The organism is Photobacterium atrarenae (assembly GCF_024380015.1).
Classification (GTDB): domain Bacteria; phylum Pseudomonadota; class Gammaproteobacteria; order Enterobacterales; family Vibrionaceae; genus Photobacterium; species Photobacterium atrarenae.
On record NZ_CP101508.1, the window covers coordinates 3,406,684 to 3,429,792 of the forward strand.

Here is a 23,109-nt window from a genome sequence, read left to right on the forward strand (position 1 = left end):
GACAACCGAACCTGAGAAGCCCGGTCTCCCTGGGACGCACCAGGGAGGCTGCATCAGATCGGCTTAACGTAGAGGTAAATCGAAAAGAAGTGGCACACGGTGCCGCCGAGCACGAACAGGTGCCAGATGGCATGGTTGAACGGCACCCGGTCCCAGACATAGAAAATCACCCCGAGCGAATAGACCACGCCACCGACGGCCAGCAAGACCAGCCCCCCGGTCGACAGCGACAGGGCCAGCGGGTAAACCGCAACCAGCGCCAGCCAACCCATCACCAGATACGTGATCAGGGACAAGCGTTTAAACCGGTAAACGAAGGCAATCTTGAGGATAATGCCGACCAGGGCGATGCTCCAGATCACCGCCATCAGGGTGATGGCCAGCGGCGTGCGCAGGGAGATCAGCAAGAAAGGCGTGTAAGTCCCGGCGATCAGCAAATAGATAGCACAGTGATCGAAGGTTTTGAGCGCCCGCTTGGCGCGCTCAAACGGGATCGCATGATACAGAGTCGAGGCCAGATAGAGCAGGATCATGCTGCTGCCGTAAATACTCAGGCTGGTTATACTCAGCCCGTCTGCGCCGGCATCAATCGCCTGGTTGAGCAACAACACCAGGCCGACAATCCCAAAAATCATCCCCAACCCGTGGCTGATACTATTTGCTACCTCTTCGGCCACCGAATATTCTGAGCAGGCTGCCGTTTGCTTCGCCATGTGTGCGGCTCCTCATTAGAGTGATCACTCAATTGATTCCAGTATGGCACACTTTAGCTTACAGATGTAAGCTGAAATAAATAATTCCACCATCAGGTGTGCAGATCCAGGTACGTCAGCACCTGCTCGCCGGCCTGCACCGGCGGTGTGTCGGCCGGGATCACACAATGCCGTTCCAGCTCGCCTTGTCCGAGCAATCCAGCCAGCATTCCCCGCAGGCCGTGATGACGGCGATCGATCTCAAACCAGAGCGCCAGTTCCGTCTCATGGCGGTAGGCCACTATCTCCAACTCCCGCCAGCGACCATGGAACGGCCCGTCGACCGGCACCAGCTCAAACTCCTGCACAAAGGGCAGGGGAAAACCTTGCGCCGCTTCACACTCAACCTGACGGATCCGCAGACCCGCCTGCTCCAGTGCCGTGAACACCCCGTCCATCAGCGGATCCGGGCGCACCGTCAGCCGATCATTATCCGTCGGATCCAGCGCCAAAGGAATATCCAGATGCGTCTCGAGCCAGACCTTGACATCACCGATGGTGATCGGCGTATTGAAGGGTAGGGTGAGCTCCACCTCAAACTGCCGGGTATCCCCGGCCGCCACGGTAAAGGCTTCATCCAGCGACCAGCTCGCTAACGTGCACGTCTGGCGGATGGTTTCCGTCTCGGGTGTCTCGCTCTCGCTGTCCGTCTCAATCTCTTCCAGGTACTGGCAACACAGATAAAGCTGAATCCGCTCCACCGTCTGCTCCGCCTTGCCCCCCTGCACGACCACGGTGACCGGCAGGGTTTCTCCCGGGATCAGGACATCCCGCTGCAACACCGCATCGACTTTCGCCGCACCAATGCCGAGACTGGCCAGGCTTTTTCGTAACAAAGACATCCCCCCTCCTTCATCCATCAACCGTTTATGCAACAAGTGTAGTTTGCAAACAATTGTGCCTGGTCGCAAGCATGAATCGGGGGGCGTGCAAAAAGAAAGACGAAGCCTGGGCTCCGTCTCGAAAAATGCCGAAAAGTGTCGAACGTTATTTCAGCAAATCTATGGTTGCCTGGCGGGCTGCTTCCGGATCCCGGGCCAGGATCCCGTCGACAATACGCTGGTGGATATCCAGCTTCAGAATGCGATCCCGGGTGATGATCCGGAAATAATTTTCAAAGACCGCTTTGAACAGGTTCCCGAACGGGCTGATAAAGTGATTCCCTGACGCGAAGTAAATCAGTTGATGAAAGCGGGTATCGACATCGATCCACTGCTCCTGATCAAAATTCTCGCCCAGCTGATACATTGCATCCATCAGTGCTTTGAGCTCGGCGCGATCTGCTTCGCTGGCATTCTCTGCCGTCAGCGCGGCAGCCTGCGGCTCCAGTGTCATCCGGACCTGCTGGAATTCAGTCACTAGCTCCTGATGCTGCTCGCTGCTAAGCCAGACTAACAGATCCTGATCCAGGTAGTTCCAGTTGCGTTTGGGCAGCACCCGGGTCCCGATCCGGGGACGGGGCAGCACCATCCCTTTGGCAGCAAGCATCTTGATCGCTTCGCGAACCGCTGTTCGGCTGACGCCATACATTTCGCCCAGCTCAACTTCACCCGGTAAAATATCGCCCGGTACTGTTTCCCCACGCAAAATCCGCTGGCCAATCGACTCGGCCAGTTTATAAGATAGATTACGGTTGGTAACTAACCGCTGCTGATCCCGTTCCATTTTCCCTCCCAGGCTATTTTTATAATAGTTGCCAGCTAGAGGCATTAGACCACAAAGCACCCACCGAGAAACGGTTTATCTTCACAGATGCCGATAAGGCTAACAGTTTCTTGCTGTTATTCCCCACAGACCGCACTGGAAACCACCAAAAAATATTCGCTCGACTTCATATTTGGTTGCTGCTATATTCGCCGCCGAAAAATACCCGCACTGCTGCACAGGATAGGTCTCGCCAGCGATAACGGCAGCAGTGAATTGATTGATTTGGCCACGGACGCGCCGCCTCACGACAGGTGAACCATGCGCTCAACAACATTTGCCAGAATGGCCCCCCGCAGCCCGGCACGCTTGCGTACAACCGCCCATGCCACACGCTGTAAAGCCAAACCCAAACCAACCGCAACCCTGCATACCCTGACACCAGCGGCAGATGACCCGCAGGTCATGTCAGCCCCAGCACCAGAGCACGAAGGGCAAGCGGCATAGCATCACAGCACCCGGTGGCTGCCTCCCGCGGCCGCCGGATACACCGATATTTGTAACCCTAGTCGGTTTGAGGTAATTTACCCGGATAAATACTAGGTCTACTCAGACCCACTAATACCCACTTGATTGATCAATCACCAGAGATGAATTCGGTGGGTATGCGTCCGCCGAACTCAGGGAGTCCCCATGAAAGCCCACCGCGTCAACGAACTGATCGAACTTTTGCATCCCGCCTGGCAGCAATCACCGGATCTCAATTTGGTCGAGTTTTTATTACAGCTGGCTAAAGAGGCCAAATATGAGGGGAATCTGGCTGATCTGACTGATGATGTGCTGATCTACCACCTGAAAATGCGCGAAAGCGATCCCGATGCCATGATCCCGGGCATCGCCAAGGATTGCGAAACCGACTTCAAAACCGCGATCCTACGCGCCCGCGGGATCATCAAGTAATGCTCCCCGACCCAGGCTTCTTTGTCCCATGACGCCGGCCCTGTCTACCGGCGTCATCTGTTCTACCCCGTCAACCCTTCATCTGTATCTGTTCGCCAAACTATGACCTTGTTAGAGTTATGGAAAATGCGTCTGTAATATAATCAGCCCACCATATGTGTGCATATAAAAAGATCAACGGTCAGGCAACGTACCAGCCGTCAGCCCTAGCTATAGTTATAAATGGGGTCACCCAAGGAAAGTAATGTCATGAGCCATGAAAGAATCAAGATAAAGGATGTAACACCGCAAGAGTTCAATCCCAAAACCCACAAAGGCACTTCGGATCGCTTCAATCCCAGCAACCGCATTTATGTCCGGGCGATGTATGGTGTCTACCAGAAGCTGCGCCGCAACACGGGCTGGTTTCTGATGCTCCTGTTTCTGGGGCTGCCCTGGATCCCTTATGGTGATCGCCAGGCCATTCTGCTCGATATCGGCCGCCAACAGTTCAATTTCTTCGGGACCACTCTCTGGCCCCAGGATCTGACCCTGCTGGCCAGCTTACTGATGATCGCGGCCTTTGCTTTGTTCTTCATCACAACCTTTTTGGGCCGGGTCTGGTGCGGCTACCTCTGCCCCCAAACGGTCTGGACCTTTATCTATATCTGGTTTGAAGAAAAACTCGAAGGGCCGGCCAACAAACGCCGCAAACAGGATAGTATGAAACTAACCGGCAACCTGCTGGCCAGAAAAACCGCCAAACACGCCGCCTGGTTCGCGGTCGCCCTGATCACCGGCCTGACCTTTGTCGGCTACTTCCTGCCAATCAAAGCGCTGTTTGTCGACTTCTTTACCTTCAATGCTAATTTCTGGCCCGGCTTCTGGGTGCTGTTCTTTGCCGGCTGTACCTACGCCAACGCCGGCTGGATGCGCTCGATCATGTGTATTCACATGTGTCCTTACGCCCGTTTCCAGTCAGCCATGTTCGACAAAGACACCTACATTGTCGGCTACGACGTCGAACGCGGTGAAGCCCGTGGGCCGCGATCGCGCAAGAAAGATCCGAAAGAGCTCGGCCTGGGCGACTGTATCGACTGTAACCTCTGTGTTCAGGTCTGCCCGACCGGGATCGATATCCGCGACGGCCTGCAATATGAGTGCATTAACTGTGGCGCCTGTGTCGATGCCTGTGATCAAACCATGGATCGGATGGGCTATGAAAGAGGCCTGATCAGTTATACCACCGAGCATAAACTGGCAGGCCACAAAACCCATGTCATGCGACCGAAATTGCTGGGCTACGGCGCGGTGATGGTGGTGATGATCGGCCTGTTCTTCTATCTGCTGAGCACCATTCAGCCGATGGGACTGGACGTGATCCGCGACCGTAACCAGCTGTTTAAGGTCAATACCGAAGGGTTGATTGAAAACACCTATACCCTGAAGCTGCTCAATAAAACCCAGCAACCAGCCGTGTTTAACCTGCATGCCGAAGGGCTGGAAGAAATTGAGTGGTACGGCCAGCAACAGGTCACGGTCGCAGCCGGGGAAATCTTTACCCTGCCGGTCAGCCTGGGCGTTGACCCGTATCTGCTCCAGAAGCCGATTGCCGACATTACCTTCGTGATGGAAAAAGAAGCAGACGGCGAAGTCCTGGAGCTGCGCACCGAAAGCCGCTTTATCGGGAATTTGCGCTAAGCCTCAAAGCCATCCACATAAATCACGGGCCGGAAACGGCCCTTTTTTATGAAAGTGTTATACTGACAAGCCACATACAGGCGCGGAATGTTCACATGACACAACAAGATGGTTTTAGCTTTTCTGATCTGACCCCCGACTTGCTGCTCGATGCCCTCGACAGTATCGGGGTACGTGCCGAGTCCGGCCTGCTGCCCCTCAACAGCTACGAAAACCGGGTCTACCAGTTCAGTGCCGAAGACGGTGCCCGCTATGTCACCAAGTTCTACCGCCCGCAGCGCTGGAGCGACGCGCAAATCCAGGAAGAGCACGACTTTGCCCATGAGCTGAGTGAGCAGGAAATTCCGGTCGCCGCCCCGATCATCCACGATGGCCAGAGCCTACATCACTACCAGGATCACCGCTTTGCTTTATTTCCCAGCCTGGGCGGACGCCAGTTCGAAGTCGATAATTATGACCATTTAGAATGGGTCGGCCGTTTTCTCGGCCGGATCCACCGGGTCGGCCAGCGCCAGCCCTTCCGGCACCGCCCGACCATCAGCCTGACCGAATATCTGGAGCAGCCCAGAGCCTTGCTGGAAAACAGCCCGTTTATTCCGGACCACCTGAAAGCGGCGTTCTTTACCGATCTCGATCGCCTGATCGACGAGCTATCCCTGCGCTGGCACACTGATTGGCAGCCCCTGCGCCTGCACGGCGACTGTCACCCGGGTAATATTCTCTGGCGTGACGGACCGCTTTTTGTCGATCTCGATGATGCCCGCAACGGCCCAGCGGTGCAGGATTTGTGGATGCTGCTGAGCGGCGAGCGCAGCGAGCAGCTGGCCCAGCTCGATACCCTGCTCGAAGCCTACGGCGAATTTGCCGATTTCGAACCGAAAGAATTGCAACTTATTGAGCCATTGCGCGGTCTTAGAATGGTCTACTATATGGCCTGGCTGGCCAAACGCTGGCAAGACCCGGCGTTTCCGCGGGCTTTCCCCTGGTTTGCCGACAGCAAATACTGGGAAGGGCAAGTCCTGGCGTTCAAGGAACAACTGGCCGCTTTAAATGAACCACCCCTGCAACTGATGCCGCAGTGGTGATATTGTCATAACCTCAACCGAATGACCGTGCAGGTTATTCACTTTTTCTCAGGGAGAATCTCGTAACATGTTTAAAAAGCTATTTGCACTGGCGACCGCAGCTTTGCTGTCATTCTCGGTTCAGGCTGCCAAATTCACTGAAGGGGATTATTACAAGGTGTTGGAGCTGCCGAAGTCCAGTACCCCGATCGTAACTGAGTTTTTCTCCTTTTACTGCCCGCACTGCCACCGCTTTGAGCCAATGATCCAGGCACTGAAGAAAACTCTGCCGGACAATGCCAAGCTACAGAAAAGCCACGTCTCTTTCATGGGCGGCGCGATGGGTAAATCCATGAGCAAAGCCTACGCGACGGCTGTGGTCCTGGGCGTTGAAGACAGAATGATCCCAGTACTGTTTGCTCGCATTCATGAGATGAACAAGCCACCACGCAACGACCAGGAACTGCGTCAAATCTTCATTGATGAAGGTGTCACAGCCGAAGATTTCGACGGCGCCTTCAACAGCTTTGCCGTGAACTCTATGGTCAACCGCTTTGACAAAGGCTTCCAGGACAGCGGCCTGACCGGCGTCCCGGCGCTGATCGTCAACAACAAGTACCTGGTGCAAACCGGCAAAATTGCCACCACCGAAGAGTACTTCGAGCTGGTCAACTACCTGCTGAAAAAGTAAATCCGTTGCCATCAACGACAAAAGGGCCGTCAGGCCCTTTTTTGTATTGCTGACGTCTTCAACCAAACAACCATCTCACCAGCAAACAGCCATCTAAATCCGAAGCTGTTTACAAACCCAATCGCAGACTCTTAAAGATAAATATAATAAGAGGACAAATATCACACCAATCAAAACAATCAGGATCAAAGGTACCCATTTTTGTTCCATATTTTTGATCGGCTCATAAATATCAACCCCAAATAAATCCGGGAGCTTGTGCTTTAATATTGTGATCAGAACACCATCAATCGCAAATGTTATCACCATCATCGTCAGACGCAAAAATCGGTGGAACTTTGTTCGGCCTGCTGCGATAGAAAATGGGTAATCTTTCATTTCATCTCTAATCAAGAACGACGATAAATCGGTATCATTATGACTTGCTTCTTGATCATCACCGGAGCGAGATAAGCATCAGTCACCATTAGGTTTGACCTGAATGAGGGCATAACATGCCCCTGGATACAATTAACTTTGAGCATCTCTTAATCGTTTCAGATCTTTCTTAAAATCAACCATCAGGCGTTCTGCTTGCGGTTGAAGTTTGTTGACTTCAGACGCAAAAAATAATTGCAGCTTCTGTTGCAGCTGAGGGAGTTCATTAATCAGCTTTTGCCCCACAGGCGTTTGATAAAATTCAACTGCGGCGTCCAGCTCTTCGATGGTAAACGACTCTTTATAAAAATCGACAGTCGCATTTTTTACCTTTTCGGAATGGTAAAAATCGGTCAGTATTTTCGTTTGCATATGACTATAACTCACCGCCATTAATGCTTCTTCTCCATTTTCTTTATCGATGAATCGGACGTACTGACTCAACATGCTAGGGCGAAGGTCTTCCACCGTTCTTATATAGGATCCATAAATATTCAGTATATCAATCAGCTTTTTAGCTGAAGCTGTATGCGCCGCATCATCAGCCAATACCGAAACAGGCAAACACAACACCATCAACAACAACGTTTTTTTCATACAACGAACCATCACTCTCTTCACCTCGTTCTGTTTTCAAATTTTCATGACCAGATACCGCTGAGCCGGGTCACCCTGCGAGGTCCCCCCTCATCCCATCTGGCTGGTCAGCTGCTTCATCAACCGATCCATCGCCCGGTAACCCAGCGCTTCGGCCAGATGCGCCCGCTCAATCTGGGCACATCCCGCCAGATCGGCGATCGTCCGCGCCACCTTGATGATCCGATGATAGGCGCGGATCGATAAACCGAGCTGGTGCAGCGCGGTTTCAAGAAAATCAGCATCGGCCCGCACCAGGGCACAGTGGCGCTCCAGCTCACGGGTCGACAGCAGCGCATTCACTTTCCCGGCGCGCGCCACCATCGCCGTGCGTGCCTGCAGCACCCGTTCACGGATCACCGCAGTTGAATCGCCGCGATCGCCACCTTCAGCCAGCGTGCCGCGGGGCAGGGCGGGGATCTCAATCGACATATCAAACCGGTCCAGCAAGGGGCCGGACAACTTGCCCAGATAGCGCAGAATAGCCTGCGGATTGGTCCGGGCCTGGTTGCCCTCATAGTAACCGGTCGGGCTCGGGTTCAGCGCGCCCACCAGCTGAAAGCGGGCCGGGAAACAGGTTTTGCTGGTGGCGCGGGAGATCACAATCTCGCCGGACTCCAGCGGCTCGCGCAGTGAATCGAGTACCTTGCGCTCGAACTCCGGCATTTCATCGAGAAACAAAATGCCGTTATGGGCCAGGGAGATCTCTCCCGGCCGCGGCACCGAGCCACCGCCGACCAGCGCCGCCATCGAGCTCGAATGGTGCGGGGTGCGAAAAGGGCGCTGGCGCCAGTTGCCTTCGTGCAGCGCCTGCTGGGTCAGCGAGGTCACTGCGGCTGTCTCCAGTGCCTCCTCGATGCTCATCGCCGGTAGCAGATCGCACAACCGCGAGGCCAGCATGGTTTTCCCGGTGCCGGGCGGGCCGAGAAAAAGCAGATTGTGGCCGCCGGCGGCGGCAATCTCCAATGCCCGCTTGCCCTGCTGCTGACCGATAATATCCTGCATGTCCCGTCCGGAAGCGGGCGCAGTTTCTTCCGTTGGCGAGGGCTGGCGCAGCGACAAACTCAACTGCTGCTGACCACATAACTGGCCGCACACCGCCAGCAGATCCGGCGCCGATTTATGGCATTCGCTCCCCACCAGCGCGACCTGATCACCATTGCGATCCGGCACCACCAAACACCGTCCGGCCCGTTTGGCCGCCAGCGCTGCCGGCAACGCGCCCTTGACCGGACGGAGCTGGCCGGACAGGGCTAATTCACCTAAAAACTCATAATCTTGCAGACTTTGTGTCGGAATTTGTCCGGAAGCGGCGAGAATTCCCAATGCAATCGGCAGGTCGAAACGGCCGCCTTCTTTGGGCAAATCAGCCGGGGCCAGATTCACCGTAATACGGCGGGAAGGAAACTCAAAATTGGCGTTCACAATCGCACTACGGACCCGATCCCGGGCTTCCTTGACCGTAGTTTCCGGCAACCCAACTAAGGTCAGCGCCGGCATTCCGTTGCTGATATGCACTTCCACCGTCACCGGCGGGGCGCCGACGCCGACACTGGCGCGGCTGTGAACTATGGCTAATGTCATCCTGTTACACCCTGAGCAGAGCGACCGTCACCGGCCCGTCTCTGGATAAAATTCATGCAAGAATGGGCTCAACGTAGCCTATTTATGCAGGCAGGATGAAAAACAATCTGAATTTTTTTCTTGTCATGCGAGTCATGTCTGTGTTACCACTAATGACGCACAACAAATGAACAACAAAACTGGACAGACAGTCAATGCAATTGAACGCCAACATCCTCGTACTCATTATCAACATTATCGTGGTGATTCTTACACCGCGAGAGGGGCTGGCAGGCGTAAAATAGCAACAAACACAACATACGCAAAATAGCCCCCGCACCAACCGGTCCGGGGGCTTTTTTTTAACATTTGGAAGTCAAATCATGCTGAGCAGGTCATCGGAACCCGTTTCAGCAACTCGCAGGACAGATGAGGAGCTGAAATGACAGGAGCAGAGTTAGTAGTCAGTGCACTACAGCAACAGGGGATATCGACCGTATTCGGGTATCCGGGCGGGGCCATCATGCCGATCTATGATGCGCTCTACGGCAGTAAGGTCGAGCATGTCCTGTGCCGCCACGAGCAGGGGGCTGCTATGGCTGCGATCGGCATGGCCCGGGCGACCCAGGACGTCGCCGTCTGTATGGCCACCTCCGGCCCCGGCGCCACCAACCTGGTCACCGGTCTGGCCGATGCCTTCCTCGACTCCGTTCCGCTGGTCGCCATCACCGGACAGGTCGCCAGCTCGCACATCGGCACCGATGCCTTCCAGGAAATGGATGTGATCGGCATGTCACTCTCCTGTACCAAGCACAGCTATCTGATCACCGATATCAACGAATTGGCGCCCACCCTTGCTGAAGCTTTTGAAGTTGCCAAAACCGGCCGTCCCGGTCCGGTGATCGTCGATATCGCCAAGGATGTCCAGCTGGCCCAGGCACCGGTCACAGTTCTGCCCGAGTTTACCCCGCCGGCGATGCCGGTGGCCGAGCCGCAAGCCCTGCAACAGGCCCAGGCGCTGCTGGCCGAAAGCCAACGCCCGGTACTGTATGTTGGTGGCGGTGTTCAGCTGGCCCACGCCACCCACACGGTGCGCACCTTCCTGACCATGAACCCCATGCCAGCAGTGAGCACCCTGAAAGGGCTGGGCACCATCGATCGCCATCACCCGCATTATCTGGGCATGCTGGGGATGCACGGTACCAAGGCCGCCAACCTGGTGGTGCAGGAAGCCGACCTGCTGATCGTTGTCGGGGCCCGGTTTGATGATCGGGTGACCGGCAAGCTGGAAACCTTCGCGCCGCATGCCAAGGTGATCCACTTAGACATCGATGCTGCCGAGTTCAATAAACTGCGCCACGCCCATGCAGCGCTGCGCGGCGATATCAACACCATCCTGCCGCAACTGGAGCTGGCCGGCGATGTTTCCCCCTGGCTTGAGCACTGCCGGCAACTGCGCACCGATTTCAAATGGCGCTACGATCATCCGGGCGATCTGATCTACGCCCCGCTGATGCTGAAACAACTGTCAGACATGATGCCGGACAGCACTATGGTCTCGACCGATGTCGGCCAGCACCAGATGTGGGCGGCGCAGCACATCCAACCCCGGGCACCGCAAAACTACATCACCTCGGCCGGTCTCGGCACCATGGGCTTCGGCCTGCCGGCGGCGATGGGTGCCAAACTAGCCCGGCCGGAAGATGAATCCGTGCTGATCACCGGCGACGGCTCGTTCATGATGAACATCCAGGAGCTGGGCACGCTGAAACGCAAACAGATCCCGGTCAAGATGGTCCTGATCAACAACCAGCGCCTGGGCATGGTCCGCCAGTGGCAATCGCTGTTCTTCGACGGCCGCCACAGTGAAACCATCCTCGACGACAACCCGGACTTCATCACCCTGGCCAGCGCGTTCGGGATCCCGGGCAAAACCATTACCCGCAAAGCAGAGGTCGAGCCGGCCCTGCAGGAAATGCTGGCCAGCGACACCCCGTACCTGCTGCATGTGCTGATCAGTGAAGAAGAAAACGTCTGGCCCTTAGTTCCGCCCGGCGCAGCCAACCAAGATATGCTGGAGAACACATAATGGACAGATATTTACTCGACATCAAAGCCGATGATAAGCCAGTATTACTAGAGCGCGTGTTACGCGTGATCCGTCACCGCGGTTTTGTCATCAAGCAGGTGACGGCGACGCAAAATCAAGAAAGTAAAATTGCCAGTATTGAAATTATCGTCGACAGCGATCGCCCGATCAGCACCCTGATTAACCAAATTGAAAAATTGTGGGATATTCGGACGGTCGAGACAACCAACATTGGATTACAAAATTAGAACATAAGGAAGGTACCCAGAATGGCAAACACAGCAGATTACATTTGGTTCAATGGTGAGCTCGTTCCCTGGCAGGATGCCAAAGTCCATGTCCTGACCCACGCGATGCACTACGGCACCTCCGTCTTCGAGGGGATCCGTTGTTACGATACCCCGCAGGGGCCAATCGTCTTCCGCCACCGGGAGCACATGCAGCGCCTGAAAGACTCCGCCAAGATTTACCGCTTCCCGATCCCTTACTCCGTCGATGAACTGATGGCAGCCTGCCGAGAGACCCTGCGCGAAAACAAACTCTCTTCTGCTTATATCCGCCCGCTGGGTTACGTGCCGAATGTCGGCCTCGGTGTCTGTCCGCCAAATGATACCGAAATGGACCTCATCATCGCCGCCTTCCCCTGGGGTTCTTATCTGGGTGAAGAAGCGCTAGCCAACGGAGTGGATGCAATGATCTCCAGCTGGAACCGCGCCGCGCCGAATACCATTCCGACCGCAGCCAAAGCCGGCGGCAACTACCTCTCATCACTGCTGGTGGGCGGTGAAGCGCGTCGCCACGGCTACGCCGAAGGGATCGCTCTGAGTGTCGACGGCTACCTGTCCGAAGGGGCCGGGGAAAACATCTTTGTCGTGCGCAACGGCGTGCTGTCCACCCCACCGGCCACCAGCGCCATCCTGCCGGGGATCACCCGCGACTCCATCATGACCCTGGCAACCGAGCTGGGCTATGAGATCCGGGAAGAAAATATCGCCCGTGAAGCGCTGTACCTGGCCGATGAGATCTTCATGACCGGCACCGCCGCGGAAATCGTCCCGGTCCGCAGCGTCGATCAGATCACCGTCGGCACCGGCACCCGCGGCCCGATCACCGAGAAAATTCAGTCCGCCTTCTTCGGCCTGTTCAACGGCCAGACCGAAGACAAATGGGGCTGGCTGGATCCGGTGTATCCGGCAGAATCGAACCCTCAATAAAGAATCACCCTCCGCTGCCCGGATGCATCCGGGCAGCCCGAAAAGGAATTTGAAGTTATGCCAAAGTACCGTTCAGCCACCACCACCCACGGCCGTAATATGGCCGGTGCCCGCGCCCTGTGGCGTGCCACCGGCGTCAAAGATGAAGATTTCGGCAAGCCGATCATCGCGGTCGTCAACTCGTTTACCCAGTTCGTGCCAGGCCACGTCCACCTCAAGGATCTGGGTCAGCTGGTTGCCCGGGAAATTGAACAGGCGGGTGGGATCGCCAAAGAATTCAATACCATCGCGGTTGATGATGGTATCGCGATGGGCCACGGCGGTATGCTGTACTCCCTGCCTTCCCGCGAGCTGATCGCCGACTCGGTCGAGTACATGGTCAATGCCCACTGTGCCGATGCCATGGTGTGCATCTCCAACTGCGATAAAATCACCCCGGGGATGCTGATGGCCTCCATGCGCCTGAACATCCCGGTGATCTTCGTCTCCGGCGGCCCGATGGAAGCCGGCAAAACCAAACTCTCCGATCAGATCCTCAAGCTGGATCTGGTCGATGCCATGATCCAGGGCGCGGACCCAACGGTCTCAGACGAGCAAAGCGAGCAGATCGAGCGATCCGCCTGCCCGACCTGCGGTTCCTGCTCCGGCATGTTTACCGCCAACTCGATGAACTGCCTGACCGAAGCCCTGGGCCTGAGCCAGCCGGGCAACGGCTCACTGCTGGCGACCCATGCCGACCGTGAGCAATTGTTCCTCAATGCCGGCAAGCGGATTGTCGAGCTGACCAAACGCTACTACGAGCAGGACGATGCCACCGCCTTGCCACGCAACATCGCCACCAAGCAGGCATTTGAAAATGCCATGGCGCTGGATATCGCCATGGGCGGCTCAACCAATACCGTGCTGCACCTGCTGGCCGCGGCCCAAGAAGGGGAGGTCGACTTTACCATGACCGACATCGACCGGATGTCGCGCCAGGTCCCGCACCTGTGTAAGGTCGCGCCATCGACCCAACAGTACCATATGGAAGATGTCCACCGCGCCGGCGGCGTCTACGGTATTCTGGCCGAGCTGGACCGGGCCGGGCTGCTACACAACGGCTGCCACAATGTGCTGGGTCAGACGTTTGCCGAGACCCTCAAACAATTTGATATCATGCAAACCGATTCAGAAGAGGTAAAACGCTTCTACCGTGCCGGTCCTGCCGGGATCCGCACCACCCAGGCCTTCTCACAGGACTGCCGCTGGGACACCCTGGATGACGATCGGGAAAACGGCTGTATCCGCCGCAAAGAGCGCGCCTTCAGCCAGGATGGCGGCCTCGCGGTGCTGTCGGGCAACATGGCCCTCGACGGCTGTATCGTCAAAACCGCCGGGGTGGACGAGAGTTGCCTCAAGTTTACCGGCCCGGCCATTGTGTTTGAGAGCCAGGAAACCGCCGTCGAAGGGATCCTGGGCGGCAAAGTCAAAGCCGGCGATGTGGTCGTCATCCGCTACGAAGGCCCGAAGGGCGGGCCGGGGATGCAGGAAATGCTGTACCCGACCACCTACCTCAAGTCGATGGGGCTGGGCAAAGACTGTGCGCTGATCACCGACGGGCGTTTCTCCGGCGGTACCAGCGGCCTGTCGATTGGCCACGTTTCCCCGGAAGCGGCCAACGGCGGCACCATCGGCCTGATTGAAAACGGCGATACCATTGCCATCGATATCCCGAGCCGGACCATCGAACTCCAGGTCGACGACACCACCCTGGCTGCCCGCCGTGTCGCGGCCGATCAGCGCGGCTGGAAACCGCTTGATCGCCAGCGCAACGTTTCCTTTGCCCTGCGCGCCTACGCCAACCTGGCCACCAGCGCCGATAAAGGGGCGGTCCGCGACAAGTCCAAGCTGGGGGAATGATACCGATGAACGAAGCCAAACAGGCCACTGATGCCCCGCTCTTGAGCGGGGCGGATTACCTGCGCGACATCCTGCGCGCCCCGGTCTATGAAGTGGCGCAGATCACCCCACTCCAGCCGATGCAACGCCTGGCTGAACGGATTGGCAACCAGGTTCAGCTCAAGCGCGAAGACCGCCAGCCGGTCCACTCGTTCAAGCTACGCGGGGCCTATACCATGATGGCCCAGCTCAGCCAAGCCCAGCGCCAGGCCGGGGTGATCGCCGCTTCCGCCGGGAACCACGCCCAGGGGCTGGCGCTGTCGGGCCGCCAGCTGGGCGTCAGCACCGTGATCGTGATGCCCAGAACCACTCCGGATATCAAGGTCGATGCCGTCCGCAGCTTCGGTGGTAACGTCGTGCTGCACGGCAGCAACTTCGATGAAGCCAAGGCCCATGCCGAGAACCTGGCAGCCAAGCACGGCTATACCTTTATCCCGCCGTTTGATCACCCGGCAGTGATTGCCGGGCAGGGCACCATCGGGATTGAGCTGCTGCAGCAAAACGGCCACCTCGATTACGTCTTCGTCCCGGTCGGTGGGGGCGGTCTCGCGGCCGGGGTATCGGTACTGCTCAAACAGCTGATGCCGGACATCAAGGTGATCGGCGTGGAAGCTGAGGATTCAGCCTGCCTGCGGGCGGCACTGGATGCCGGTGAGCCGGTGACTCTGGATCAGGTCGGGATGTTTGCCGACGGGGTGGCAGTGAAGCGGATCGGCACCGAGACCTTCCGTCTTTGCCAGCAGTATCTGGATGATGTGATCACCGTCTCCAGTGACGCCATCTGCGCTGCAGTCAAAGACATCTTTGAAGATACCCGGGCGATTGCCGAACCCTCCGGCGCGCTGTCCCTGGCCGGACTGAAGAAATACGCCGAAGCCCATCAGCTCAAAGATCAACAGCTGGCCGCCATCCTCTCCGGCGCCAACCTCAACTTCCACGGCCTGCGTTATGTGTCTGAGCGCTGCGAGCTGGGTGAGAAACGTGAAGGTCTGCTGGCCGTCACGGTGCCGGAGCGCCCCGGCGCTTTCCTTGATTTCTGCCACATTCTGGGCGGCAGGGCGGTCACCGAGTTCAACTACCGTTACAATGACGACACCCTGGCCAATGTGTTTGTCGGTGTACGCTTGATGCAGGGCCAGGAAGAGCTGGAGAGCATCATTGCCGATCTGCGCCAGGGCGGCTACCCGGTGGTCGATCTATCCGACGACGAAATGGCCAAGGTCCATGTCCGCTATATGATCGGCGGCCGTCCCTCCAAGCCACTGCAGGAGCGGCTCTACAGCTTCGAGTTTCCGGAGTACCCGGGGGCATTGCTCAAGTTCCTCACCACCCTGGGCACCCGGTGGAACATCAGTCTGTTCAACTACCGCAACCATGGTGCCGATTACGGCCGGGTGCTGTGTGGTTTCGAACTCGAAGAGCATGATCTGTTGTCATTTACCAGCCACTTACGTGAACTGGGTTACCACTGGAAAGACGAAACCGACAACCCGGCTTACAAGTTTTTCCTCGCCCAATAATCCACCCGGATCAGACAACTGTGTTCGGAGAAGTGCAGCCTGCGGGCTGCGCTTTTTTATCGGTCCTTCTGGGTTAAAGCCCGGGTGTATTCGGCCATAAATCCAGCCAGATTAATGCTTTGCTGCAAAATCACATTCCGTGCCGAGTGGGGCAGGCGGCTGAAATACTGCAACAGCCGATCAATTTCTTCTTTATATTCGCTTTCCAGGATCTCAATCCCTTCATCGCCATAGACAAACCAGGTCAGCGGACGCTCAGTGATCGCCGCGATTTCCGACAGCAACCGAACTTTCGGCTCGGTCTTCCCGGTCTCCAGATCCAGATACGTCTGGCGCGCGACACGCAGCTGCTGCGCCATGTGGACCTGAGTCAGCCCTTTCCATTCCCGCGCTTCCTTGATACGCGCTGCAATTTTCGCTTTGGGATCTGTCATCTCTAACCTCCGGCACAGATTGAATTGAAGACTGCTTGGTGCTCTCCCCCTTTCGTTGCACAACACGCGCCAACTTTACGCACTGGTAACACAGCCAAACAAATCAATAAGTTAAAACGGGATCGGCGAGAATATTCTTATTTTGAGTCGCAGTTAGTTAACTGCAAAGCCGGTTTTTTTCATTTCGCAATAAATACGTCATTCTTGTCTAGCGTAGCTTTTCCTGGCCGCCACAAACAAAAAAGGCGCCGGAGTCGGCGCCTTTTCTCATTTTTGAGAAATGTAGTGCGGCTTATTCAACCGTCACGGCTTTTGCCAGGTTGCGCGGCTGATCCACATCCGTCCCTTTAATCAGGGCAACGTGGTAAGACAGCAGCTGCATCGGGATGGTGTAGAAGATCGGCGCGATGATGTCATCAACACACGGCATGGTAATGATCTTCATCCCTTCGCAGGCTTCAAAACCCGCCTCGCTATCGGCGAAGACATACAGCAGACCACCACGGGCACGCACTTCCTCGATATTCGACTTCAGCTTCTCCAGTAGATCATTGGTTGGCGCAACCACAATGACCGGCATATCGGCATCAATCAGCGCCAGCGGGCCGTGTTTCAGCTCACCGGCAGCATAGGCCTCGGCGTGGATGTAGGAGATCTCTTTCAGCTTCAGGGACGCTTCCATCGCGATCGGGTAGTACTCACCACGGCCCAGGAACAATGCGTGGTGCTTATCGGCAAAGTCCTCCGCCAATTGCTCAATCGGCTTGTCGAACGCCAGGGATTTCTCGATTTGCGTCGGCAGGGCATGCAACGAGTCGACAATCTGCTTCTCTTTGGCCACATCAATCAGGCCTTTCTCTTTCCCCAGCGCGGTCACGAACATTAACAGAGTGACCAGCTGGGTGGTAAAGGCTTTGGTCGATGCCACACCGATTTCAGTGCCGGCCCGGGTCATGAACGCCAGATCAGATTCACGTACCAGCGATGAGCCAGCCACGTTACAGATCGTCATCGCCGACATGTAGCCTTTTTCTTTCGCCAGGCGCAGGGCAGCCAGCGTATCAGCCGTCTCGCCCGACTGCGACAGGGTGATCAGCAGGCTGTTCGGACGAGTGACGAATTTGCGGTAGCGGAACTCGGAGGCAATCTCGACATCACAGCTGACCCCGGTCAGGGCTTCAAACCAGTAACGGGCGACCATCCCAGCGTTGTAAGATGTCCCGCAGGCGACGATCTGAATGTGCTCAACTTTTTCCAGAATATCTTTGGCACCGTTGCCGATACTCTCGACGATCACAGAATCACTGCTGATCCGGCCTTCCATGGTGTTGATCAACGCGCTTGGCTGCTCGTAGATCTCTTTTTGCATATAGTGGCGATACTGACCTTTATCAGCCGCATCATGCTGCAGGTTCGACTCGTGCACTTCACGGCTGACCGGCTGGCCTTCAGTATCGAAGATGTTTACTTCACGACGGGTAATTTCAGCCACATCACCTTCTTCCAGGAAGATAAAGCGGCGGGTCACGTTGAGTAGGGCCAGCTGATCCGAAGCCAGGAAATTTTCACCGACACCCAGACCAATCACCAACGGGCTGCCTGAACGAGCCACCACGACGCGTTCCGGATCGCGGCGGTCCATGACCACCGTGCCGTAAGCCCCTTCCAATTGTGCGACCGCTTTTTGTACCGCAGCCAGCAGGGTATCGGCACTGCGCAACTCCCAATCAACCAAGTGAGCAATCACTTCGGTATCTGTTTGCGACAGGAACTCATAGCCGCGGGCCACCAGCATGTCACGCAGCGCTTCGTGGTTTTCGATAATACCGTTGTGCACCAGGGCAATATGCTCACCAGACATGTGCGGGTGGGCATTGGCCTCCGACGGCTCACCATGCGTTGCCCAGCGGGTATGGGCAATCCCGGTACCACCGGCAGGCGCAGCGCTGTCAACCGCATCCGCCAGCTCCTGAACCTTGCCCAGGCGGCGAACACGCGTCAGGCTTCCTTCGCTGTCAACCACCGCCACACCGGCAGAGTCATAGCCGCGGTATTCCAGACGGCGCAGGCCTTCAACCAGAATTTCAGCCACATCACGTTGTGCTACTGCACCAACAATCCCACACATGTTTCTCTCCTCAGATCCTAAAATTGTTCTAAACTTGGTCATCCGGCGCGCAAATCACCTGCACGCCGTAGTGTTCGATTTCCTGCCTGGCCTGATCACTCAAACCACTGTCAGTGATCAGTGTGCTGATGCTGTCCCATGGCAGCTCCAGGTTCGGGATTTTTCGCCCGATCTTGCTCGACTCGACCATTACCACAACTTCCCGCGAGACTTCCGCCATCACCCGGCTTAAGCCAATCAGCTCATTGAAGGTCGTAGTGCCCCGAGCCGTGTCGATACCATCAGCACCGATAAACAACTGATCAAAGTCGTAAGATCGCAGTACCGTCTCGGCCACCTGGCCCTGAAAGGCTTCCGAATGCGGGTCCCAGGTGCCACCAGTCATCAGCAGCGTCGGCTCGTTTTCCAGTTCATTGAGGGCATTGGCGACACTGAGCGAGTTGGTCATCACGATCAGCCCCTGCTTGTCACCCAGCAAGCTGATCAGCCCGGCCGTGGTGCTGCCGCTGTCGATGATGATACGGTTATGGTCACGGATCCGTGCCGCCGCCGCTCTGGCGATTGCTAACTTTCGAACCGAAACATGCTCTTCGACTTCCGTCACCATCTCCGACGGCATCGCAATGGCGCCGCCATAACGGCGCAGCAACAGCCCGTTCTTTTCCAGGGCAGCTAAGTCTTTCCGGATGGTCACTTCAGAAGTGGCAAAGAATTTGGCCAGCTCATCAACGCTGACCTCGCTCTTCTCGGTCACCATAGTGACAATCGCGTGGCGGCGTTGCTGAGTGTTTCGCTTCGACATAAATTACGAAATGATCTAGTTAAGTTTCGATTTGAAAGAAATGGTAGCAGATCAAAACTTTTTCGATCAAGATTGTGCAATTAATTTTTTATAAAAAAGAAGCAGGGTGGGGCCGTGGTTCCGCGCAGGGCATAAAAAAGGCAAGGGAAGCCCCCTTGCCTTGTCGGTTTCGCCAGAGAGTTTATTTCTGTTTCACCGGACGCTTCCAGCCTTTAATTGTGCGGGCTGGTGCGCGAGTGATAACTAACTCACCTTCACCGATATCACGGTTGATGGTCGCGCCGGCCCCCACCGTCGCACCCTTGGCAATCTTGACCGGTGCAATTAACTGGGTATCCGAGCCGATAAACACATCATCAGCAATCTCGGTTTTAAACTTGTTGGCGCCGTCATAGTTGCAGGTAATGGTGCCGGCACCGATGTTGACCCGATCACCAATCTCGGCATCTCCCAGATAAGTCAGGTGATTGGCCTTCGACCCTTGACCCAGACGCGCTTTCTTCATCTCCACGAAGTTACCGACATGCGAGTCCCCCACCAGCTCTGCACCCGGACGCAGGCGGGTAAACGGACCGACAGTGCAGTCTTCGCCAACCGTGGCGCCTTCGATGATGCTGTAAGGACGCACCAGGGTATTATCGTCAATTTCACAGTCTTTCAGTACCGAGCCAGCACCGATGAATACGTTGTTACCCAGTGAGACACTGCCTTCGATGATGACATTGACGTCAATTTCAACATCGGTGCCGCACTGCAGCTCACCGCGCAGATCAAAACGGGCCGGATCGCGCAGCATCACACCCTGCTCGAGCAGTCGCTCTGCCTGCATCGCCTGGTAAGCACGCTCCAGCTTGGCCAGCTGTACCCGGTTGTTAACCCCTTCGACTTCAATCGCCTTGGCCGGATGAACCGCTTCAACCGCACGGCCTTCGTCATGGGCGATTTCAATAATATCGGTCAGGTAGTACTCGCCCTGGGCATTATCATTTTTCAGCGCCGCCAGCCAGCGTTTCAGATCGCCGCCATTGGCGACCATCACCCCGGTATTGATTTCTTTGATCAGCTTCTGCTCTTCCGTCGCATCCTTCTGCTCAACAATGGCCACCACCGGACCGTTGCGGCGCACAATCCGGCCATAACCCGTCGGGTCGTCCAGCACCACCGTCAGCAGGGCAATGCCGCCGTCCGGTTGCGCATCCAACAGGTTTTCCAGGGTTTCGCTGCTGATCAGCGGCACGTCCCCATAAAGGATTAGCACTTTTTCATTATCCGCCAGGTCCGGGCAGGCCTGATTCACCGCATGGCCGGTGCCCAGTTGATCAGCCTGCAGCACCCAGTTGACCGACTCATCCGCCAGTGCCGCTTTCATCTGATCACCGCCATGGCCATAGACCAGGTGAATATTTTGGGCCCCGACACCACTGCAGGTATCAATGACATGCTTGACCATAGGTTTGCCGGCCAGGGTATGCAATACCTTCGGCAGATTCGAGTACATGCGGGTTCCTTTGCCCGCCGCCAGGATCACAGCACTGAAGCTCATGGTGGTCTTTATCCTTATTGATGCATAGTTAAACGTTGATGGAGGGCATTGTATCGGCTTCAATTGACCGGGTTAAGGAAAAAAGCCTCTTTTTGCAAACTGCTCACACTTCCCGCACCCACCCCAGACATAAAAAAAGCGACCCGAGGGCCGCTTTTTTGCAAGTATGCGCCTGATTAACGCGCTTTCTTCGTCAGCTCGATCACACGCAGCTGAGCAATCGCTTTAGCCAGGTCACTGGCCGCTTGAGCAAAGTCGATGTCGCCATGCTGATTGTGGATACGCTCCTCAGCTTGACGTTTCGCTTCTTGCGCCTTGGCGCTATCCAAATCTTCACCACGGATCGCGGTGTCAGCCAGTACGGTCACCGTACCCGGCTGCACTTCCAGCATGCCGCCGGAGAGGTAGATCACCTCTTCTTCGCCATGCTGCTTAACGATTCGAACCATGCCAGGCGTGATAGCGGTCAGCAGCGGTGTGTGTCCTGCGTGAATACCCAGTTCACCTTCGCTACCGGTCACCTGGATGTTTTCAGCACGGCCTGAGAACAGTTTTTTCTCAGCGCTTACTACATCCAGATGGAAGGTTATCGCTGCCATGTCGCCTCCTACTTAGCTTAAAGCTTCTTCGCGTTTTCCAATACGTCTTCGATCGCGCCGCAGTACATGAATGCCTGCTCTGGGATGTCGTCGTATTCGCCCGCCAGAAGACCTTTGAAGCTACGCAGCGTATCTTTCAGCGATACGTAGATACCCGGGTCGCCCGTGAAGACTTCCGCAACGTGGTAAGGCTGAGTCAGGAAACGCTCAATCTTACGTGCACGGGATACGATTTGCTTATCTTCTTCAGACAGCTCGTCCATACCCAGAATTGCGATGATGTCTTTCAGCTCTTTATAGCGCTGCAGGGTGCTCTGAACGCCACGCGCGATGTCGTAGTGCTCTTGGCCAACCACCAGTGGGTCCAGCATCCGAGATGTTGAATCCAGCGGGTCGATCGCCGGGTACAGACCCAGAGAAGCGATTTGACGAGACAGTACAACGGTTGCGTCCAAGTGGGCGAACGTGGTTGCCGGAGACGGGTCAGTCAAGTCATCCGCTGGAACGTATACCGCCTGAACAGACGTGATCGAACCAGTCTTGGTTGACGTGATACGCTCCTGCAGCACACCCATTTCTTCCGCCAGCGTCGGCTGGTAACCTACCGCAGATGGCATACGACCCAGCAGGGCCGATACTTCTGTCCCCGCCAGGGTATAACGGTAGATGTTATCAACGAACAGCAGGACGTCACGACCTTCGTCACGGAAACGCTCAGCCATTGTCAGACCTGTCAGAGCAACACGCAGACGGTTACCTGGTGGCTCGTTCATCTGGCCGTAAACCATGGCTACTTTCGATTCCTCAGGATTCTCAACGTTTACAACGCCCGCTTCCTGCATCTCGTAGTAGAAGTCGTTACCTTCACGGGTACGCTCACCCACACCGGCAAATACAGACAGACCGGAGTGTTTCAGCGCGATGTTGTTGATAAGCTCCATCATGTTAACGGTCTTACCTACACCCGCACCACCGAACAGGCCGATTTTACCACCCTTAGCGAATGGACAAATCAGGTCGATAACCTTCACACCTGTTTCCAGCAGTTCAGTCACGTTGGACTGCTCTTCGTAGCTTGGCGCCTTACGGTGAATCGCGTAACGCTCTTCTTCACCGATCTCGCCACACTCGTCGATTGGTTGACCCAGAACGTTCATGATACGTCCCAGCGTCGCGTTACCGACTGGTACTTCAATTGGGCGGCCTGTGTTCTCAACAGACAGACCACGGCGCAGGCCGTCAGAACTACCCATTGCGATACCACGTACAACACCGCCACCTAGCTGCTGCTGAACTTCCAGTACCAGCGTACCGTTTTCTTTTGCATCAACGTGCAGGGCGTCGTATACCTGCGGTACAGAGTCCTGTGGGAACTCTACGTCGACTACCGCACCGATGATCTGTACGATCTTACCTGTAGCCATCGTTAATCCTC

At 56.1% G+C, this 23,109-nt stretch carries 22 protein-coding genes; 10 read left to right on the forward strand and 12 right to left on the reverse strand.

The window, feature by feature from the left end; genetic code table 11:
• Positions 1 to 53 precede the first annotated feature (53 nt).
• The 3 genes from trhA to NNL38_RS15875 form a co-directional block, all read right to left on the reverse strand.
• On the reverse strand, positions 54 to 713 hold the full coding sequence (gene trhA, locus NNL38_RS15865) for a PAQR family membrane homeostasis protein TrhA (RefSeq protein WP_255388962.1): 660 nt from the start codon (positions 711 to 713) through the stop codon (positions 54 to 56).
• Between the two features lie 92 nt (positions 714 to 805).
• The gene (locus NNL38_RS15870) at positions 806 to 1,594 is read right to left on the reverse strand and encodes a sporulation protein (protein WP_255388963.1); all 789 of its coding nucleotides are present in this window, start codon (positions 1,592 to 1,594) and stop codon (positions 806 to 808) included.
• Positions 1,595 to 1,739: 145 nt separating this feature from the next.
• Positions 1,740 to 2,417 (reverse strand): FadR/GntR family transcriptional regulator, encoded by a 678-nt coding sequence (locus tag NNL38_RS15875; protein ID WP_255388964.1) that lies wholly within the window; start codon positions 2,415 to 2,417, stop codon positions 1,740 to 1,742.
• Between the two features lie 300 nt (positions 2,418 to 2,717).
• Between NNL38_RS15875 and NNL38_RS15880 the strand changes: the two genes are divergently transcribed.
• The 5 genes from NNL38_RS15880 (at position 2,718) to NNL38_RS15900 (ending at position 6,791) form a co-directional block, all read left to right on the forward strand.
• Complete coding sequence (locus tag NNL38_RS15880) at positions 2,718 to 2,903, forward strand: hypothetical protein (RefSeq protein WP_255388965.1); 186 nt, start codon at positions 2,718 to 2,720, stop codon at positions 2,901 to 2,903.
• Positions 2,904 to 3,089: 186 nt separating this feature from the next.
• Entirely contained in the window at positions 3,090 to 3,356 is a 267-nt protein-coding gene (locus NNL38_RS15885; protein ID WP_255388966.1) for a YihD family protein, read from the forward strand.
• A gap of 249 nt (positions 3,357 to 3,605) precedes the next feature.
• Positions 3,606 to 5,036, forward strand: coding sequence for a cytochrome c oxidase accessory protein CcoG (ccoG, locus tag NNL38_RS15890; protein ID WP_255388967.1), 1,431 nt, complete (start codon positions 3,606 to 3,608; stop codon positions 5,034 to 5,036).
• A 95-nt stretch (positions 5,037 to 5,131) separates the two neighbouring features.
• Positions 5,132 to 6,121, forward strand: coding sequence for a serine/threonine protein kinase (locus tag NNL38_RS15895; RefSeq protein ID WP_255388968.1), 990 nt, complete (start codon positions 5,132 to 5,134; stop codon positions 6,119 to 6,121).
• Between the two features lie 67 nt (positions 6,122 to 6,188).
• The gene (locus NNL38_RS15900; RefSeq protein ID WP_255388969.1) at positions 6,189 to 6,791 is read left to right on the forward strand and encodes a thiol:disulfide interchange protein DsbA/DsbL; all 603 of its coding nucleotides are present in this window, start codon (positions 6,189 to 6,191) and stop codon (positions 6,789 to 6,791) included.
• 93 nt (positions 6,792 to 6,884) lie between these two features.
• On the opposite strand, the gene NNL38_RS15905 is transcribed toward NNL38_RS15900, so the two are convergent.
• From NNL38_RS15905 to NNL38_RS15915, 3 genes are all read right to left on the reverse strand, one after another.
• Entirely contained in the window at positions 6,885 to 7,169 is a 285-nt protein-coding gene (locus tag NNL38_RS15905) for a hypothetical protein (protein ID WP_255388970.1), read from the reverse strand.
• A gap of 132 nt (positions 7,170 to 7,301) precedes the next feature.
• Positions 7,302 to 7,805 carry a DUF2059 domain-containing protein gene (locus tag NNL38_RS15910; protein ID WP_255388971.1) on the reverse strand — a complete coding sequence of 168 codons (504 nt, stop codon included), beginning with the start codon at positions 7,803 to 7,805 and terminating at the stop codon, positions 7,302 to 7,304.
• 90 nt (positions 7,806 to 7,895) lie between these two features.
• Entirely contained in the window at positions 7,896 to 9,428 is a 1,533-nt protein-coding gene (locus NNL38_RS15915) for a YifB family Mg chelatase-like AAA ATPase (RefSeq protein WP_255388972.1), read from the reverse strand.
• A 421-nt stretch (positions 9,429 to 9,849) separates the two neighbouring features.
• Here NNL38_RS15915 and ilvG point away from each other — a divergent pair, with 421 nt between their 5' ends.
• The 5 genes from ilvG to ilvA are packed head-to-tail and all read left to right on the forward strand — an operon-like array spanning position 9,850 to position 16,168.
• Complete coding sequence (gene ilvG / locus NNL38_RS15920) at positions 9,850 to 11,496, forward strand: acetolactate synthase 2 catalytic subunit (RefSeq protein ID WP_255388973.1); 1,647 nt, start codon at positions 9,850 to 9,852, stop codon at positions 11,494 to 11,496.
• Positions 11,496 to 11,744, forward strand: coding sequence for an acetolactate synthase 2 small subunit (gene ilvM / locus NNL38_RS15925; RefSeq protein ID WP_255388974.1), 249 nt, complete (start codon positions 11,496 to 11,498; stop codon positions 11,742 to 11,744). Before ilvG ends, ilvM begins: the two co-directional genes overlap by 1 nt.
• Positions 11,745 to 11,765: 21 nt before the next feature.
• Positions 11,766 to 12,710, forward strand: a complete 945-nt coding sequence (locus tag NNL38_RS15930) for a branched-chain amino acid transaminase (RefSeq protein WP_255388975.1) — start codon at positions 11,766 to 11,768, stop codon at positions 12,708 to 12,710.
• A gap of 57 nt (positions 12,711 to 12,767) precedes the next feature.
• On the forward strand, positions 12,768 to 14,609 hold the full coding sequence (ilvD, locus tag NNL38_RS15935) for a dihydroxy-acid dehydratase (RefSeq protein WP_255388976.1): 1,842 nt from the start codon (positions 12,768 to 12,770) through the stop codon (positions 14,607 to 14,609).
• A 5-nt stretch (positions 14,610 to 14,614) separates the two neighbouring features.
• Positions 14,615 to 16,168, forward strand: coding sequence for a threonine ammonia-lyase, biosynthetic (gene ilvA, locus NNL38_RS15940; protein WP_255388977.1), 1,554 nt, complete (start codon positions 14,615 to 14,617; stop codon positions 16,166 to 16,168).
• 56 nt (positions 16,169 to 16,224) lie between these two features.
• Here the strand turns inward: ilvA and NNL38_RS15945 are convergent, their stop codons facing one another.
• From NNL38_RS15945 to atpD, 6 genes are all read right to left on the reverse strand, one after another.
• Positions 16,225 to 16,602: a helix-turn-helix transcriptional regulator gene (locus NNL38_RS15945; protein ID WP_255388978.1), complete on the reverse strand. Its 378-nt coding sequence runs from the start codon at positions 16,600 to 16,602 to the stop codon at positions 16,225 to 16,227.
• A 292-nt stretch (positions 16,603 to 16,894) separates the two neighbouring features.
• On the reverse strand, positions 16,895 to 18,730 hold the full coding sequence (gene glmS, locus NNL38_RS15950; RefSeq protein ID WP_255388980.1) for a glutamine--fructose-6-phosphate transaminase (isomerizing): 1,836 nt from the start codon (positions 18,728 to 18,730) through the stop codon (positions 16,895 to 16,897).
• 28 nt (positions 18,731 to 18,758) lie between these two features.
• Positions 18,759 to 19,532 (reverse strand): DeoR/GlpR family DNA-binding transcription regulator, encoded by a 774-nt coding sequence (locus NNL38_RS15955; protein WP_255388982.1) that lies wholly within the window; start codon positions 19,530 to 19,532, stop codon positions 18,759 to 18,761.
• A gap of 181 nt (positions 19,533 to 19,713) precedes the next feature.
• The gene (gene glmU, locus NNL38_RS15960) at positions 19,714 to 21,075 is read right to left on the reverse strand and encodes a bifunctional UDP-N-acetylglucosamine diphosphorylase/glucosamine-1-phosphate N-acetyltransferase GlmU (protein WP_255388983.1); all 1,362 of its coding nucleotides are present in this window, start codon (positions 21,073 to 21,075) and stop codon (positions 19,714 to 19,716) included.
• Between the two features lie 176 nt (positions 21,076 to 21,251).
• Positions 21,252 to 21,674, reverse strand: a complete 423-nt coding sequence (locus NNL38_RS15965; protein ID WP_255388984.1) for a F0F1 ATP synthase subunit epsilon — start codon at positions 21,672 to 21,674, stop codon at positions 21,252 to 21,254.
• A 17-nt stretch (positions 21,675 to 21,691) separates the two neighbouring features.
• Positions 21,692 to 23,098, reverse strand: coding sequence for a F0F1 ATP synthase subunit beta (atpD, locus tag NNL38_RS15970; protein WP_255388986.1), 1,407 nt, complete (start codon positions 23,096 to 23,098; stop codon positions 21,692 to 21,694).
• Positions 23,099 to 23,109: the final 11 nt, after the last annotated feature.

What these genes read in the sequence shown, in the direction of transcription:
- NNL38_RS15905 (WP_255388970.1), bottom strand. Translation starts at nt 7,169, where the DNA reads ATGAAAGATTACCCATTTTCTATCGCAGCAGGCCGAACAAAGTTCCAC.
- ilvA (WP_255388977.1), top strand. Translation starts at nt 14,615, where the DNA reads ATGAACGAAGCCAAACAGGCCACTGATGCCCCGCTCTTGAGCGGGGCG.
- ccoG (WP_255388967.1), top strand. Translation starts at nt 3,606, where the DNA reads ATGAGCCATGAAAGAATCAAGATAAAGGATGTAACACCGCAAGAGTTC.
- NNL38_RS15955 (WP_255388982.1), bottom strand. Translation starts at nt 19,532, where the DNA reads ATGTCGAAGCGAAACACTCAGCAACGCCGCCACGCGATTGTCACTATG.
- ilvG (WP_255388973.1), top strand. Translation starts at nt 9,850, where the DNA reads ATGACAGGAGCAGAGTTAGTAGTCAGTGCACTACAGCAACAGGGGATA.
- NNL38_RS15915 (WP_255388972.1), bottom strand. Translation starts at nt 9,428, where the DNA reads ATGACATTAGCCATAGTTCACAGCCGCGCCAGTGTCGGCGTCGGCGCC.
- glmS (WP_255388980.1), bottom strand. Translation starts at nt 18,730, where the DNA reads ATGTGTGGGATTGTTGGTGCAGTAGCACAACGTGATGTGGCTGAAATT.
- ilvD (WP_255388976.1), top strand. Translation starts at nt 12,768, where the DNA reads ATGCCAAAGTACCGTTCAGCCACCACCACCCACGGCCGTAATATGGCC.
- NNL38_RS15870 (WP_255388963.1), bottom strand. Translation starts at nt 1,594, where the DNA reads ATGTCTTTGTTACGAAAAAGCCTGGCCAGTCTCGGCATTGGTGCGGCG.
- ilvM (WP_255388974.1), top strand. Translation starts at nt 11,496, where the DNA reads ATGGACAGATATTTACTCGACATCAAAGCCGATGATAAGCCAGTATTA.
- NNL38_RS15900 (WP_255388969.1), top strand. Translation starts at nt 6,189, where the DNA reads ATGTTTAAAAAGCTATTTGCACTGGCGACCGCAGCTTTGCTGTCATTC.
- NNL38_RS15880 (WP_255388965.1), top strand. Translation starts at nt 2,718, where the DNA reads ATGCGCTCAACAACATTTGCCAGAATGGCCCCCCGCAGCCCGGCACGC.
- glmU (WP_255388983.1), bottom strand. Translation starts at nt 21,075, where the DNA reads ATGAGCTTCAGTGCTGTGATCCTGGCGGCGGGCAAAGGAACCCGCATG.
- atpD (WP_255388986.1), bottom strand. Translation starts at nt 23,098, where the DNA reads ATGGCTACAGGTAAGATCGTACAGATCATCGGTGCGGTAGTCGACGTA.
- trhA (WP_255388962.1), bottom strand. Translation starts at nt 713, where the DNA reads ATGGCGAAGCAAACGGCAGCCTGCTCAGAATATTCGGTGGCCGAAGAG.
- NNL38_RS15945 (WP_255388978.1), bottom strand. Translation starts at nt 16,602, where the DNA reads ATGACAGATCCCAAAGCGAAAATTGCAGCGCGTATCAAGGAAGCGCGG.
- NNL38_RS15875 (WP_255388964.1), bottom strand. Translation starts at nt 2,417, where the DNA reads ATGGAACGGGATCAGCAGCGGTTAGTTACCAACCGTAATCTATCTTAT.
- NNL38_RS15930 (WP_255388975.1), top strand. Translation starts at nt 11,766, where the DNA reads ATGGCAAACACAGCAGATTACATTTGGTTCAATGGTGAGCTCGTTCCC.
- NNL38_RS15895 (WP_255388968.1), top strand. Translation starts at nt 5,132, where the DNA reads ATGACACAACAAGATGGTTTTAGCTTTTCTGATCTGACCCCCGACTTG.
- NNL38_RS15885 (WP_255388966.1), top strand. Translation starts at nt 3,090, where the DNA reads ATGAAAGCCCACCGCGTCAACGAACTGATCGAACTTTTGCATCCCGCC.
- NNL38_RS15910 (WP_255388971.1), bottom strand. Translation starts at nt 7,805, where the DNA reads ATGAAAAAAACGTTGTTGTTGATGGTGTTGTGTTTGCCTGTTTCGGTA.
- NNL38_RS15965 (WP_255388984.1), bottom strand. Translation starts at nt 21,674, where the DNA reads ATGGCAGCGATAACCTTCCATCTGGATGTAGTAAGCGCTGAGAAAAAA.